The 15,285-nt window shown below is 61.0% G+C and carries 12 protein-coding genes and 1 pseudogene; 3 read left to right on the top strand and 10 right to left on the bottom strand.

The window, feature by feature from the left end; all coding sequences use genetic code 11:
• Positions 1 to 32: 32 nt before the first annotated feature.
• Both DMO26_RS06185 and DMO26_RS06180 read right to left on the bottom strand, forming a co-directional pair.
• Positions 33 to 704 (bottom strand): DsbA family oxidoreductase, encoded by a 672-nt coding sequence (locus DMO26_RS06185; protein ID WP_117191166.1) that lies wholly within the window; start codon positions 702 to 704, stop codon positions 33 to 35.
• 34 nt (positions 705 to 738) lie between these two features.
• Positions 739 to 2,553, bottom strand: a complete 1,815-nt coding sequence (locus DMO26_RS06180; protein ID WP_117191165.1) for an extracellular solute-binding protein — start codon at positions 2,551 to 2,553, stop codon at positions 739 to 741.
• 276 nt (positions 2,554 to 2,829) lie between these two features.
• On the opposite strand from DMO26_RS06180, the gene DMO26_RS06175 reads away from it, so the two are divergent.
• A complete protein-coding gene (locus DMO26_RS06175; protein ID WP_117191164.1) occupies positions 2,830 to 3,477 on the top strand; it encodes an invasion associated locus B family protein in 648 nt (215 codons plus the stop codon).
• 124 nt (positions 3,478 to 3,601) lie between these two features.
• Here DMO26_RS06175 and hspQ read toward each other — a convergent pair whose 3' ends face one another.
• From hspQ to DMO26_RS06155, 4 genes and pseudogenes are all read right to left on the bottom strand, one after another.
• The gene (gene hspQ, locus DMO26_RS06170) at positions 3,602 to 3,931 is read right to left on the bottom strand and encodes a heat shock protein HspQ (protein WP_117191163.1); all 330 of its coding nucleotides are present in this window, start codon (positions 3,929 to 3,931) and stop codon (positions 3,602 to 3,604) included.
• Positions 3,932 to 4,025: 94 nt separating this feature from the next.
• Positions 4,026 to 4,947, bottom strand: a pseudogene (locus DMO26_RS06165) (DMT family transporter).
• 104 nt (positions 4,948 to 5,051) lie between these two features.
• Entirely contained in the window at positions 5,052 to 6,461 is a 1,410-nt protein-coding gene (glnA, locus tag DMO26_RS06160; protein ID WP_117191162.1) for a type I glutamate--ammonia ligase, read from the bottom strand.
• Between the two features lie 57 nt (positions 6,462 to 6,518).
• Entirely contained in the window at positions 6,519 to 6,857 is a 339-nt protein-coding gene (locus DMO26_RS06155) for a P-II family nitrogen regulator (protein WP_007753933.1), read from the bottom strand.
• A 343-nt stretch (positions 6,858 to 7,200) separates the two neighbouring features.
• On the opposite strand from DMO26_RS06155, the gene DMO26_RS06150 reads away from it, so the two are divergent.
• Positions 7,201 to 8,685 carry an NAD(P)H-hydrate dehydratase gene (locus tag DMO26_RS06150; RefSeq protein ID WP_117191161.1) on the top strand — a complete coding sequence of 495 codons (1,485 nt, stop codon included), beginning with the start codon at positions 7,201 to 7,203 and terminating at the stop codon, positions 8,683 to 8,685.
• On the opposite strand, the gene DMO26_RS06145 is transcribed toward DMO26_RS06150, so the two are convergent.
• Together DMO26_RS06145 and uvrA are read right to left on the bottom strand one after the other, a co-directional pair.
• Positions 8,682 to 9,494, bottom strand: coding sequence for a DUF72 domain-containing protein (locus tag DMO26_RS06145; protein WP_117191160.1), 813 nt, complete (start codon positions 9,492 to 9,494; stop codon positions 8,682 to 8,684). The two genes, DMO26_RS06150 and DMO26_RS06145, sit on opposite strands and share 4 nt — an antisense overlap.
• A 49-nt stretch (positions 9,495 to 9,543) precedes the next feature.
• A complete protein-coding gene (gene uvrA, locus DMO26_RS06140; RefSeq protein WP_117191480.1) occupies positions 9,544 to 12,465 on the bottom strand; it encodes an excinuclease ABC subunit UvrA in 2,922 nt (973 codons plus the stop codon).
• Between the two features lie 246 nt (positions 12,466 to 12,711).
• Here uvrA and DMO26_RS06135 point away from each other — a divergent pair, with 246 nt between their 5' ends.
• Entirely contained in the window at positions 12,712 to 13,251 is a 540-nt protein-coding gene (locus DMO26_RS06135) for a single-stranded DNA-binding protein (protein WP_117191159.1), read from the top strand.
• A 53-nt stretch (positions 13,252 to 13,304) separates the two neighbouring features.
• On the opposite strand, the gene DMO26_RS06130 is transcribed toward DMO26_RS06135, so the two are convergent.
• Both DMO26_RS06130 and DMO26_RS06125 read right to left on the bottom strand, forming a co-directional pair.
• Positions 13,305 to 14,453 carry an HPP family protein gene (locus DMO26_RS06130; RefSeq protein ID WP_117191158.1) on the bottom strand — a complete coding sequence of 383 codons (1,149 nt, stop codon included), beginning with the start codon at positions 14,451 to 14,453 and terminating at the stop codon, positions 13,305 to 13,307.
• A gap of 129 nt (positions 14,454 to 14,582) precedes the next feature.
• Positions 14,583 to 15,212, bottom strand: coding sequence for a MarC family protein (locus DMO26_RS06125; protein WP_117191157.1), 630 nt, complete (start codon positions 15,210 to 15,212; stop codon positions 14,583 to 14,585).
• Positions 15,213 to 15,285: the final 73 nt, after the last annotated feature.

Genomic DNA, 15,285 nt, shown 5'->3' with positions numbered 1-15,285 from the left:
GGTCTGGTCGGTACGCACGCAAAAAATCCGCTTCAGATCATGCCCTTGCGGGCTTCGCTCTTGAGTTTGGCGATTTCGCGCAGCGCATCGGCAAAGACGTCCGGCGTCTGCGCACCGCTCACCGCATACTGCCCGTCGATGATGAAGAAGGGTACGCCGGTGACGCCCATCTTCTGGGCGGCATCGATCTCGGCAAGCACGGTATCCTTATCCGCGTCGGTTTTGAGGAGGTTCTCGATGACTTTGCGGTCGAGGCCCGCGGCCTCGGCGATATCGGCGAGCACCGTGTGGTCGCCGACATTGCGGCCCTCCTCGAAATTCGCCTTGAAAAGGGCCGTCGCCACCTTGTCCTGGACCTCGCGGCCCTCCATCATCGCCCAGTGCAGCAGCCGGTGCGCGTCGAGCGTGTTGGGCCCGATCCTGATCGCCTCGAAATTATAACGGATACCGACCTCCTCGCCGAGCTTCCTCAGCATGCCATGGGCGCGTTCGACCGCGTCCTTGCCGCCGAGCTTTGCGGCAAGATCGGCCTGGTGGTCGACGCCTTCCGGCGGATGGTCCGGGTTGAGGCGGTAGGGCCGCCAGTTGATGTCGACGCCGATCTCGTCCTGGACTTCGGCGACCGCGAGCTCCAGCCGCGCCTTGCCGAGGTAGCACCAGGGGCAGACGATATCCGAGACGATGTCGATGGTGACGCGCTCCATGGCGGCGTCCTTTCTTTGAAGGGGCAGGACCGGCTTATTGTGCGCGTTTATCCCACCAGGTGTTGAACTGGTAGCCATAGAGCGGCAGTTTTTCGGGATAACCGATATGACTGCGCCGCGCCACCCATTGTTCCGGGATGTGATAGAGGGGCACCATATAGTGGCCGGAGATCAGCAGCCGGTCGTAAGCCCTGACGGTGGCTTCGAAATCCTCCTTGCTGCGTGCCTTCAGCATCGTCTCGATCAGCCTGTCGATATCGGGATCGGCCGTGCCGGCAAAGTTGAAGCTGCCCTGCGCGTCGCGCGCCGCCGATCCCCAGCGACCGAGTTGTTCGATGCCCGGAGAGAGCGACGCGGGATAGGCCTTGACGATCATGTCATAGTCGAAATTTCCGGACCGTGCCTGGTACTGCGCATCGTCGACCGTGCGGATCGCCATGTCGACGCCGATCGTCTTCAGCGTGCGCTGATAGGCGATCGCAAGTTTTTCCTGATCCTGGTTCTGGGTCATCACCTCGAAGGAGAGCGGCTTGCCGGAAGCATCCGACATCTTGCCATTCCTGATCGTGAAGCCGCCCTTCTTCAGGAGGTCGACGGCCTCGCGCAGGATCTTGCGGTCGGCACCCGAACCGTCTGTCTTGGGAAGGCGGTAGGTGCCGGCAAGCACGGCCGGTTCGATCCTGTCCTTGGCCGCTCCCAGTATTTTCAGCTCCCGCTCGTCGGCAGGCTTGCCGAGCGAGGTGAGGGGCGAGTTCTGCCAGATGCTTTCGGTATGGGTATAGGCGCCTTCGAAGAGGTTCTTGTTGGCCCATTCGAAATCGAAGGCCAGCGACAGGCCGGCCCGCACGTTGACGTCTGCGAAGATCGGCCGCCGGAGATTGAAGACGAATCCCAGCATGCCGGTCGGCAGCTGCGGCTTGAAGCTGTCCTTCACCACGCTGCCGTTCTGGACGGCGGGAAAGTCGTAGGCGCGCGCCCAATGGGTCGGGCTGCCATCCGGATAGACGTCGACGTCCCCCTTCTTGAAGGCTTCGAAAAGAGTGTTGTCCTGCAGGAAATATTCGACCGCGATCTGGTCGTAGTTGTCGAACCCGATCTTGGAGGGAATGTCCTTGCCCCAATAATCCGGATTGCGCTCGTAAATGATGCGCTCTCCGGGTGAAACGGACTTGATGCGGTAAGGTCCCGAGCCGATCGGCGGCTTCAATGTCGACTGGTCGAAGGTCGCCGGGTCGATCGCGTGTTTCGGCAGGATCGGGGTGGCTGTCGCGAGAATGAGCGGAAATTCCCTGTCCGCCTTGTCGTTGAAGGTGAAGCGAACGCTGTGCTCACCGACCTTCTCCATCTTCGCAACCGGCGAAAGTCGGTTCGAAAAAGGAACGCGAGCCTTGTCGCGCAACAGTTCGAATGTGAAGATTACATCCTCGGGAGTGACCGGCTGGCCGTCCGACCATTTGGCCTTGGGGTTGAGGTTGAACTGGATATAGGTCCTCTCGTCGTCCCATTCGACGCTTTCGGCAAGCAGGCCGTAGAGCGTGAAGGCCTCGTCGCTGGAGCGCGTCATCAGCGGCTCGTAAATCAGGTTGCCGAAAACCGGATCCCATATGCCGCGCGCCGAGGTGCGCATGCTCTTGAGGATGAAGGGGTTCAGGCTGTCGAAGGTGCCGACGACACCGTAGCTTATCCGGCCGCCTTTCTTCACATCGGGCTTCACGTAGGAGAAGTTCTTGTAGTCGGGCGCGAGCGCCGGCTTGCCGTGCATGGCAATTCCGTGCAGCGGTTCGGCCCATGCGGGCGCGGACAGCAGAAGCGCGGCGAGAAGGGCGGGCAAGCGTCGAAAGGGACTCATGATTGTGAAATCCTCGCTGATTCGAGGGCAAAATAGCGCATGCTCCGCAGGCTACCAACGGCTGGCGCGCGCAAAAGAGTGATCGCCCATGTTAACGTCTTGTCAAAAAATACGAAAGAAGGACTGGATATCGAAGCCTGCCCGATGTAACAGGTTTGCCGGACGGGCGGGTCATTCAATTGCCTCATTTGAACGACAGGTGACAGGCAATAGGACACCCCGAGGGAGTTGACGGCGGCTGCCGTCCCCAGCGGATTTCAGGAGACGGATCTCGTTATGATGCTAAAGGCAATCCAAGTTCTGCGGACGGCAATGTCCGCTCTTGCTCTCTCGGTCGGCGCCGGCGCGCTGCCGGTTGCAGCTCTTGCCCAGGATGCTCCGGCTGCGGCTGCCCCGGGTGCCCCGCCGCTTGGCTGGTTCAAGACCTGCACCAAGCAGGATGATGCCGATCTCTGCGTCGTGCAGAACATTATCGCCGCACAGAACGGCCAGCTGATTACCGCCGTCGGCCTGATCACGGTCGAAGGCAAGGTGAACCGCAAGATCCTGCAGGTTTCCGTGCCGACCGCGCGCCTCGTGCCGCCGGGCATCGTCATGCAGATCGATGGCGGCAAGGGCCAGAAGCTCGACTACGTCGTCTGCCTTCCCGACAAGTGCACCGCCGAAGTGCCGCTGACCGATGCCATGATCGCCAGCCTCAAGAAGGGCAACGAGGTCGTCTTCACCTCGGTCAACTTCCGCCGTGCGCCCAATCCGATCAAGATCGCACTCAACGGCTTCACCGGCGCCTTCGACGGTCCGGCCATGCCGCAGGAGCAGATCGCCCAGAGCCAGCGCAGCCTCGAAGAAGGCCTGCAGAAGAAGGCTGAAGAAACCCGCAAGAAGCTCGAAGACGCCCAGAACGCTGCCAAGCAGGGCCAGTAAGAGCCTTAACCGAGTTAGACGAGAAAAAGCCGGCCCTGAGCCGGCTTTTTCCATGGCCGGTTCCTGTGCACAAAAAAACGCCGACAAAAGCCGGCGCTCCCCAGTGCATATCGATTGCCATCCGTTAGTGGGCCAGTATGACCTTGGGCTTCAGCTGGCCGGACGGAGCTCGATCGAAGATCTGATAGACCTGAGGATTGCGAAGCGGTTTGTCGCTTTCGTCATGCTCCAGATTCTGTTCGGACACATAAGCCACATATTCCGTCTCGTCATTTTCGGCAAGCAGATGATAGAAGGGCTGGTCCTTGCTCGGCCGGATTTCGGCGGGAATGGAATTCCACCATTCATCCGTATTGGCGAATTCCGGATCCACATCGAACACGACGCCTCTGAACGGAAAGACCTTGTGGCGGACCACTTCTCCGATGGTGAATTTAGCGTTGCGTTGTTTCATGGTGCGATGTCCTTTCGCATCCTAATGTGGGAATAAAATTCTCCGACATCAAGAGATTAATGCGGACCGGCACTCTTCGTTCCACGGTTTGAACTTAACTGTTCGTAAGTTTCCCGGGTTTCATCGTCGCCAGGATAACGCCGCCAAGTACAAGTACGATGCCGAGAGCATGATGAGCATGAAATGATTCGCCGAGAAAGATCATGGCCATGATGATCGAGACCGGGGCATCATATAGAGCGTGATGCCGGCCGTCGGCGGTCCGAAAATCCTCACAGTATGGTGGAAGCAGAAGAATGCGGCGAGCGATGCGATGAGGATGATGCCGGAAATCTTCGACCACGCGGAGAATGTCTTGGCTAGCAGTCCGCCATGGAAGAATTCCCAGACGGCCAGCGGAAGCAGCCGAAGCGAACCCGAAAAGGCGATCAGTCCGAACAGCGACAACGGCGGGATCGCCTGCGCGGCGGGGCGGCGCAGCAGCACGGAATAGATGGCGAAGGCGATCGCCGCGACCAGCATGCCGAAATCCCCGACATTGAAGCTCATATGGGCGAATGCCCGGAAATCGCCGCGCAGCACGATGGCCGCCACGCCGGCAAACGCCATCAGCATGCCGAGAAGTTCGCGACCGCCGATCCGCCGGCCGGCGAACCGCCATTGGAGGAGGAGGATGAAGGGCGACGAGGTGGTGTAGATCAGCTCGCGTTTGAAGCGGTCGTCCGCGTCAGAGCCCAGTAAACGAAGCCGCCGCAGATGCCGATGCTGAGGAACCCGAGCCATAGCCACCGCCAGGTGTGTTTCTTCACGAAATCCCGGGCGACCGGCCAGCTCACATAGAGCACCGGCACCATGATCAGCGTCAATCCTGCCCAGCGGATGAAGGCGGTGACGAAAGGCCCGACCTCGCCGATCACGCCGCGCCCGAAAATCAGGTTGCTGGAAAAGAAGACCGGCACAAGGGCAAAGGTCAGCCGGCCTGCCGGGCGCGGCTGCGACATGTTCGGGGAGGGCATGGAATACACTGGGCATGCAGGCATGCGCCCGCTGGAAAGACAAACGGCGGGCTTTCGGCCCGCCGTTCAGTGAAGTCGGGCGCGGCAGGCCGCGCCCATCCGGATCAGGCCGAATAATACATGTCGAATTCGACCGGATGCGGCGTCATCTCGAAACGCATCACTTCGGTCATCTTGAGTTCGATATAGGCATCGATCTGATCGTCGTCGAAGACGCCGCCGGCGGTCAGGAACTTGCGGTCGCGATCGAGGTTTTCGAGCGCTTCGCGCAACGAGCCGCAGACGGTCGGGATCTTCTTCAGTTCCTTCGGCGGCAGGTCGTAAAGATCCTTGTCCATGGCCTTGCCCGGATGGATCTTGTTCTTGATGCCGTCGAGACCGGCCATCAGCATGGCTGCGAAACCGAGATAGGGGTTTGCCAAAGGATCCGGGAAGCGGACTTCGACGCGCTTCGACTTCGGCCCGGTGCCGAAGGGAATGCGGCAGGATGCCGAACGGTTGCGGGCCGAATAGGCGAGCAGGACCGGTGCTTCATAACCTGGGACGAGGCGCTTGTAGGAGTTCGTCGTCGGGTTGGTGAAGGCGTTGATCGCCTTGGCATGCTTGATGATGCCGCCGATATAAAAGAGGCAGGTTTCGGAAAGGCCGGCATATTCGTCGCCGGCGAAGGTCGGCTTGCCGTCCTTCCAGATCGACTGGTGGACGTGCATGCCAGAGCCGTTGTCGCCGAAGATCGGCTTCGGCATGAAGGTCGCGGTCTTGCCATAGGCATTGGCGACCTGATGCACGACGTATTTGTAGATCTGGATCTTGTCGGCGTTGCGGACCAGCGTGTCGAACTTGACACCGAGTTCGTGCTGGGCGGAAGCCACTTCATGGTGGTGCTTCTCGACGACCACGCCCATTTCGGCGAGCACGGTCAGCATTTCGGAACGCATGTCCTGCAGGCTGTCGACCGGGGGAACCGGGAAATAGCCGCCCTTGACGCGCGGACGGTGGCCGAGGTTGCCGGTCTCGTAATCGGTATCGTCGTTCGACGGCAGTTCCGACGAATCGAGCTTGAAGCCGGTATTGTAGGGATCGGCCTTGTACTTGACGTCGTCGAAGACGAAGAATTCCGGCTCGGGGCCGACATATACGGTGTCGCCGATGCCGGATGCCTTGAGATAGGCTTCCGCTTTCTTGGCGGTGCCGCGCGGATCGCGGTTATAGGCTTCACCCGAGATCGGATCGAGGATGTCGCAGAAGATGACCATGGTCGACTGTGCGAAGAAGGGATCCATATGGACCGTCGCCGGATCTGGCATCAGCACCATGTCGGACTCGTTGATCGCCTTCCAGCCACCGATCGAGGACCCGTCGAACATGACGCCGTCGGCGAACATGTCCTCGTCGACCGATGCGATGTCCATGGTGACATGCTGCAGCTTGCCGCGCGGGTCGGTGAAGCGCAGGTCCACGAACTTAACGTCGTTTTCCTTGATTTGTTTCATGATTTCGCTTGCGCTCGTCATATGACCTTCCTCGATGTACGATGACGATGAAGCCTGGGCCTCCCGGCCGCAGGACGTTTAGATGGCGTCGACGCCCGTTTCACCGGTGCGGATGCGGATGACTTCCTCCACATTGGAGACGAATATCTTGCCGTCTCCGATCCGTCCAGTCTGCGCGGCGTTGCGGATGGCCTCGATGACGGCATCCGCATTCTCGTCCGCCAGCACGACTTCTACTTTGACCTTCGGCAGAAAGTCCACGACGTATTCCGCGCCGCGATAGAGTTCCGTATGGCCCTTCTGGCGCCCGAAACCCTTGGCCTCGGTAACGGTGATTCCCTGCAGGCCGACTTCTTGAAGGGCTTCCTTCACTTCATCGAGCTTGAAAGGTTTGATGATCGCTTCGATCTTTTTCATGAGAAACTATGTCTCCGCTTCTCCCTTGAAGCAGGCTTTTACCCGCTCGGCCATCCAAATGCAGATATCGTGCCAAACTCGGAAGCGACATTCAAAAAAATAATGCGCTTTTGCACCAGATCTCCGCAAATCAGTGCGTTCCGTGGCAAAAATGCTTCCGATTTTCCGCAAATTTGTGCGCTGCGGCGCAAAAACCGGCAAATCCGGTGGATTCTTAGAAAGTTAGGCAGGCCTGGATATGCTTGTTGCTAAGGTTATAATTTAGGCAATTGCATATTAATTAATCTATTTGCCATGTGAATCGACGCTTGTTTTCTAGCCATCTTTCCATTCAACTGAGGCCATGACCCCTTTGCTGGAAACTATCCTTTTGACGCCTCTGGAAATGGCGGCTGCCGATGACGCTTCGGCTCGTTCCGGCATCCTCTCCTTCGACTTGATGGAGCGGGCAGGGCAGGCGGTGGCGGCGTCTGCGCTGCGCCATTTTCCCGGCGCGTTGCGGTTCGTGGTGCTCTGCGGCCCCGGAAACAACGGCGGTGATGGCTATGTGGCCGCGCGGGGGCTCCTGCAGGCGGGTGCGCATGTCGGCCTCTTCCATCTTGGAGAGCTATCGATGCTGAAGGGTGACGCACGGAGGGCGCGGGATCTCTGCCCGTTGCAGCCTGCACCGCTGGAAAACTACCGGCCGGCAACCGGCGACGTGGTGATCGACGCCCTGTTCGGCGCCGGCCTGGCGCGCGCCGTGCCGCCGATCGTGGCGGACGTGATCGACATTCTCAAAACCGCCGACATCCCCGTTCTGGCGGTCGACTTGCCCTCCGGCCTCTGCGGTCGGCGTGGCGTGCCGCTCGGCGCCGCGTTTCAGGCACGCCGCACCGTCACCTTCATGACCCGCAAGCCGGGGCATGTCCTGCTTCCGGGCCGATCGCTCTGCGGTGCGATCGAGGTGTTCGATATCGGTATCCCGGCCCGGATCATCAAATCCGTTGCCGGAAAGATCAGGGAAAACCTCCCGCAGCTCTGGAGCGAACGCCTGCCGAAACCGGAAAGCGATACCCACAAATACCGGCGCGGTCACCTTGCCGTTTTTTCAGGCCCGGCCGACAGGACCGGGGCGGCGCGTCTTTCGGCGACGGCCGGCCTGAAGGCCGGGGCAGGGTTGGTGACCGTCGCTTCGGCCGGCGACGCCATGCCGGTCAACGCTGCATCGCTCACCACCGTCATGCTGCACAAGATCGATACCGCCGGCGATCTCGAAAGCTGGCTCCAGTCGGCGAAACTTGCGGCGTTCGTGCTCGGCCCGGGTTTCGGTATCGGCGAGAAAGCGAGGCAATTCGCGCTGATACTCAAGGACCGGCCCCTGGTCCTCGATGCCGACGGCATCACCTCCTTCAAGGCAAGGCCGCAGGAATTATTCGACGCTTTTGCAGGCGGCAGTGATCCGCACCTGGTCCTGACGCCACATGAAGGCGAATTTTCCCGCCTTTTTCCCGACCTTGCCGCGAACGACGATCTGAGCAAGGTGGAAAAGGCTATCGGAGCCGCCGAGCGCGCCCATGCGGCGATCGTCTATAAGGGCGCGGATACCGTGATCGCAGGCCCGGACGGACGCGCCTATGTCAACACGAACGGGCCGCCCTGGCTGGCGACGGCAGGATCGGGCGACGTTCTCGCCGGAATGATCGGGGCGCTGCTCGCTCAAGGCATGCCGGCCTTCGAGTCGGCCGCAGCGGCTGTCTACCTGCATGGTGAAGCCGGAAAGCGGGCGGGCAGGGGCATGACGGCGGAAGACCTCGTCGCCCATGCCGGCGTCAGCCTTGATCTCTAATTCCTGCCTTCCAGCAGGTCGCGCATCGCCATCGCGCCATAGGGCGCATTCACCTTGCCCTCGTGGATGAAGAAGGCGAAGACGTCGCGTGGCTCCTTCTTCGGCTTATGTTTTTCATCGACCAGCGGCAGGTCGTCCGGCACGCCGCCTTCGGCCCAGGTCGTAAGCCGTTTTGCCCAGGCCTTCATATCCGGTTCCGCATAGCAGGTCTTGATGTCGTCCGACCCCTTTTGCAGGCGAGCATAGACGAAATCAGCGGTCACGTCGGCGATCATCGGATAGTCGAAGTGATCGGCGCAGACCGGAGCGATATTGTATTTTGAAAGCAGTGCGATGAATTCCGGCACCTTGAAACTGTCGTGCCGGACCTCGACCACATGCGTCAGCTTCAGCCCTTCGAGCTTGCTGGGCAGTAGTTTCAGGAAGGCCTCGAAATCGTCGGGCTCGAATTTTTTGGTCGGCGCGAACTGCCAGAGGAGCGGCCCGAGATGATCGCCGAGTTCCGCCAATCCCTGCCCGAGGAATTTCTCGATCGACTCCCCGGCTTCGGCGAGAACCTTGCGATTGGTGGTGAAGCGGCTCGCCTTCAGCGAAAAGATGAAACCTTCCGGGACTTCGGATGCCCATTTTGCGAAGGTCTCGGGCTTCTGGGAGCCGTAATAGGTGCCGTTGACCTCGATGACCGCAAGCTTGCCTGCGGCATATTCGAGCTGCTTCTTCTTCGCGAGCTTTTCCGGATAGAACGTGCCCTCCCACGGCTCGAAGGTCCATCCTCCGATACCCGTGCGGATCGTGCCGGCTTTGGTCATGATTGTCTCCCTGAATGCCCGAGTTCAAGCCGGCGCGATGAAGGCTAGTTTACTCCGCCGCTTCCACCTTCTTTGCCGGCCGCCGTTCCAGCAGATCCTTCAGGAACTGGCCGGTATAGGACCGCTTCTCCTTGACCACCTGCTCCGGCGTCCCGGCCGCGACCACTTCGCCGCCGCCCGTGCCGCCCTCGGGGCCGATGTCGATGATCCAATCGGCCGTCTTGATGACTTCGAGATTGTGTTCGATCACCACCACGGAATTGCCCTGGTTCACCAGTTCGTGCAGCATTTCCAGAAGCTTGGCGACGTCGTGGAAATGCAGGCCGGTCGTCGGTTCGTCGAGGATGTAGAGGGTACGCCCCGTCGAGCGTTTCGACAGTTCCTTGGCTAGCTTGACGCGCTGCGCCTCGCCACCCGAAAGCGTATTGGCCTGCTGGCCGACCTTGATATAGCCGAGGCCGACATCGAAGAGCGACTGCAGCTTGTCGCGCACCGCCGGCACTGCCGAGAAGAATTCCACGCCCTCTTCGACCGTCATGTCGAGCACGTCGGCGATCGATTTGCCCTTGAAGGTGACGTCGAGCGTTTCGCGGTTGTAGCGCTTGCCATGGCAGACGTCGCAGGTGACGTAGACGTCCGGCAGGAAGTGCATCTCGATCTTGATGACGCCGTCGCCCTGGCAGGCCTCGCAGCGGCCGCCCTTGACGTTGAACGAGAAACGGCCGGGTTGATATCCGCGCGCTTTCGCCTCCGGCAAACCGGCGAACCAGTCGCGGATCGGGGTGAAGGCGCCGGTATAGGTGGCGGGGTTCGAACGCGGCGTGCGGCCGATCGGCGACTGGTCGATGTCGATCACCTTGTCGATATGCTCGAAACCGTCGATGCGATCGTGTTCGGCCGGGATTTCGCGCGCGCCCATGACGCGACGTGCGGCGGATTTATAAAGCGTCTCGATCAGGAAGGTGGATTTGCCACCTCCGGATACACCGGTGACAGCGGTGAAGACGCCAAGCGGAATGGCTGCCGTGACATTCTTGAGATTGTTGCCGCGGGCGCCAAAAACCTTGATTTCCTTACCCTTCTTTGGCTTGCGCCGCTCCGCCGGAACCGGCACGCCGAGCTCGCCCGACAGATACTTGCCGGTCAGCGACTTCGGGTTCGCCATGATGTCCCGCGGCGCCCCCTGGGCGACCACTTGACCGCCATGGATACCGGCCGCCGGGCCGATATCGACCACATAATCCGCCGCCAGGATCGCGTCCTCGTCGTGCTCGACGACGATTACCGTGTTGCCGATGTCGCGCAGGTGCTTCAGCGTATCGAGAAGGCGGGCATTGTCGCGCTGGTGCAGGCCGATCGACGGCTCGTCGAGGACGTAGAGCACGCCCGTCAGGCCGGAGCCGATCTGCGAGGCGAGCCTGATGCGCTGGCTTTCCCCGCCGGACAAGGTCCCGGAATTACGGGACAGGCTGAGATAATCGAGGCCGACATCGTTGAGGAAGCGCAGGCGCTCGCGGATTTCCTTGAGGATGCGCACCGCGATCTCGTTCTGCTTGGCGTTCAGTTGCTCCGGCAGCACTTCGAACCAGTCGCGTGCCACTTTGATCGACATGTCGGTGACTTCGCCGATATGCAATTTGTTGATCTTGACAGCCAGGGCTTCCGGCTTCAGGCGAAAACCGCTGCAGGCCGGGCAGGGGGCGGCCGACATGTAGCGTTCGATCTCCTCGCGCGCCCAAGCGGAATCCGTCTCTTTCCACCGGCGTTCGAGATTCGGCACGATGCCTTCGAAATTCTTCACCGTCTTGTAGGAGCGTGCGCCGTCGGCATAGTGGAATTCGATCTTCTCCTCGGTTCCCTGCAGGATCGCCTTCTGCGCCTCCTCCGAAAGCTCGTTCCAGCGGCTCGAAAGCTTGAACCCGAAAACTTTGCCCAGCGCTTCGAGCGTCTGGTTGTAATAGGGCGACGTGGATTTCGCCCACGGCGCGATCGCCCCGTCCCGCAGCGTGCGCGCCGGTTCCGGCACAATCAATGCCTCGTCGACCTTTTGCTGCGAACCGAGACCGTCGCAGGTCGGGCAGGCGCCGAACGGATTGTTGAAAGAGAAGAGCCGCGGCTCGATTTCGGGAATCGTGAAGCCGGAAACCGGGCAGGCGAATTTCTCCGAAAACAGCACCCGCTCGTGCGTCTCGTTGAGCGACTTGTTGGCCGAGCCGCCGGCGGCGGTATCTTCCGGCGGCAGCGGTTTGTCGGCGAATTCGGCGACCGCAAGCCCGTCGGCGAGTTTCAGCGATGTTTCTAGACTGTCCGCAAGGCGGGCGGAGATATCGGAACGCACGACCAGACGGTCCACCACGACGTCGATGTCATGCTTGTATTTCTTGTCGAGCGCCGGAACGTCGGCGATCTCGTAGAACTGGCCGTCGACCTTGACGCGCTGGAACCCCTTCTTCATCAGGTCGGCGAGTTCCTTCTTGTACTCGCCTTTGCGGCCGCGGATCATCGGGGCCAGGATATAAAGACGGGTGCCTTCCTCGAAGGCGAGGATGCGGTCGACCATCTGGCTGACCGTCTGGCTTTCGATCGGCAGGCCGGTCGCAGGCGAATAGGGAACGCCGACACGCGCGAAGAGAAGGCGCATGTAGTCGTAGATCTCGGTGACCGTGCCGACCGTCGAGCGCGGGTTGCGTGACGTCGTCTTCTGTTCGATCGAGATCGCCGGTGAAAGCCCGTCGATCTGGTCGACATCCGGCTTCTGCATCATTTCCAGGAACTGGCGGGCATAGGCCGAAAGGCTTTCGACGTAACGCCGCTGGCCTTCGGCATAGATCGTGTCGAAAGCGAGCGAGGACTTCCCCGAACCGGAAAGCCCGGTCATGACGATCAGCGAATTGCGCGGCAGATCGAGATCGATACCCTTCAAATTGTGCTCGCGCGCACCACGTATGGAAATGGTCTTGAGTTCGCTCATCATCATGCTCTTCGGGAGGATTGAAGGCCCTTATGTAGTGATTGATCGACGCCTGTCGAGACGAAACTGCCGCGATGCGGCCGCGTTCCTGACTCGATTGACAGCACTATAGGAATAAACTAGAACAAATAAAGAACAAAATTCGCTGTGGATTAAAAATCTCCAGTACCCAACGCCAGCGGCCGATGGGCTAGAGTACCGCGATGGATTTAAAGGCCGCAGCATGCGGCGGACAAGGTGAGAATTATGGCTGGTAGCGTGAATAAGGTTATTCTGGTGGGCAATGTCGGCGCCGATCCGGAGATCCGCCGCACGCAGGACGGCCGCCCGATCGCAAACCTGCGCATCGCGACGTCGGAGCAATGGCGCGACCGCAATTCCGGCGAGCGCCGTGAAAAGACCGAATGGCACAACGTCGTCGTCTTCAACGAAGGCCTGACGAAGGTCGTCGAGCAATATGTGAAGAAGGGTGCCAAGCTCTATATCGAGGGCCAGCTGCAGACCCGCAAATGGCAGGACCAGAGCGGCAATGACCGTTATACGACGGAAATCGTGCTGCAGGGCTTCAATTCGACCCTGACCATGCTGGACGGCCGCGGCGAGGGCGGTGGCGACAGGGGTGGGTACAGCGGCGGCCGAGGCAACGATTTCGGCGGCGGCGGCGACGATTTCGGCGGCGGCGACTACGATCGCCGGCCCTCCGGCGGCTCGAACCGCGGCGGCGGCAACCAGTCCTCGGGAGGCGGCAACTTCTCGCGCGATCTCGACGACGACATCCCGTTCTGAGAGGCAGCGGCGCCAAGTCCCCGGCGGGCTACTTTCGGGCGGCTGGCGGTGGTTTACGCCGCCGCCTTGTCTGCCAGCATGGAGACAAGCACGTCCGATTGTGAAATGATGCCGACGAGCTTGCCGTTGGCCCGGGTGACCGGAAGGTAGTGCAGGCTGCTTTCCGCGAGCATGACGATCGCCTCCGAGACCGGCATGTCCGGCCTCACGGTTTTGACCGGCGATGTCATGATATCCTTGACCGTGTCGTTCGGCGCACTTGCTCCGGACATGACCAGCCGGAAACGTCGCGCGAAACCGATTTTCGGTCGCCCTCCCACCCAGCTCGCCTTGTCCAGCAGATCCGTCTGGGTGACGATTCCAAGCACATGGGCGTTGTCGTCGGTCACGGGCAAGGCCTTGATATGATGGGCGCGCATCAGGTCGTGGGCTTCTTTGAGCGAGCTTTCGGGTGCGACGGCAACGACATCGCGGGACATGATACTGGCGCAGTCGAGATCGCCCGCACGCCGGCGATAGGAACGCAGTTCGGTCCGTCGCAAAATGGTTTCGAGGTCGTCGCGATCGATGTCGAGGACTTGGTCGTATTCCTTCAGAACCTCGTCGAGATCCTCGGAGGAAAAGCCGATCCGCTGGATCGGGGCCGGATCGCGTGTGCCGTGGTCGATCGGAGCCTGCTTGACCCTGTGGGGATAGGTTCGGCCGGTCACGTTGTTGAAGACCAGCGCCAGGGCGACCAGGGCGAGTGAGTTTCCGAATACCGGCCAGAGTACAAAACCGTAGCCGAGCGCATGGATCGTCGGTCCGCCCAGTACCGCCGTCAGCGCGATCGCGCCGCTCGGCGGATGCAGGCAGCGGAAGGTCATCATCAGTCCGATGGCTATCCCGGCTGCAACGGCGGATGCGAGAAACAGGTTCTCAAATAGAAGCGCAGCCGTGACGCCGACGATCGCGGCGACCGTATTGCCTCCCAGGATCGACCATGGCTGTGCAAGCGGGCTGGCAGGCACGGCGAAGAGCAGCACGGCGGAGGCGCCCATGGGGGCGATCAGGGCCGGCAGGACCGGATCGGCCTTGACCGCGAGACTTCCGATCAGGCCGGTGATCAATATGCCGATGACCGCGCCGACGGCCGCGCGCAGCCTTTCCTTTTCACTGACAGGCGGGGTTTCCGGCCACAGCCGGCGCAGGATGGATCGCATCGGGATGTCTCTCGATCGAGGATAGGACGTCTCGGCACGGAAAACGGCGCCGCCGCCCGCTTCTAGCAGAAATTACGGTTTTGTCGCCTGCCGGTCGTCCCGCTTTGTCGCGCCGCGCTTACGGAAATTTCACAGGCCAAAGGCCGAGCGTACGCCGTCGACGACGAATTGCACGGAAAGCGCTGCCAGGATAACGCCGAGAAGGCGGGTGAGGATTGCCCGGCCGGTGACGCCGAGCAGCCGGTCGAGGCGCTCGGCGACGAGCAGCGTCACGTAGACGAGCGCCATGATGAGGGCGATGACGCCGATCAGCAGCGCCCGATCGAGTGCTCCCGGAAATGTTCCCGACAGGAGCACGGTCGCGGAAATGGCGCCCGGCCCGGCGATCAGCGGCAGGGCGAGCGGAAAGACGGCGATGTTGTGGATATGGTCGATGGTGATGGCGGCCTGCGAAGTCTTCTCCTTCCGCTCCTGGCGTCTCTCGAAAACCATCTCGAAGGAGATCCAGAACAGCAGCAGACCGCCGGCAATGCGGAAGGCGCCGATCGAGATGCCGAGAAGGCCGAGCACGCCCGAACCGAACAGCGCGAAGACGGCAAGGATGCCGAAGGCGATCAGGGATCCGCGGAACGCCACCTGCCTGCGCTGCACGGCCGTCATGCCCACGGTAAGGCCAAGGAACACCGGCGCAAGTCCCGGCGGGTCGAGTGTCACGAGCATCGTGGTCAAGGCATTGACCAGCATATCCGGGGTCGCCATATCCTCTCCCTGTCGGGCCGCAGTCCTTGCGGTCGCACCGGAAGATTGTTAGGACAGACCGGCGGTTTAGGAA

This window comes from Rhizobium terrae, assembly GCF_003425685.1.
GTDB classification, from domain to species: Bacteria; Pseudomonadota; Alphaproteobacteria; order Rhizobiales; family Rhizobiaceae; genus Neorhizobium; species Neorhizobium terrae.
This window is presented reverse-complemented; position numbering and strand designations above follow the sequence as displayed.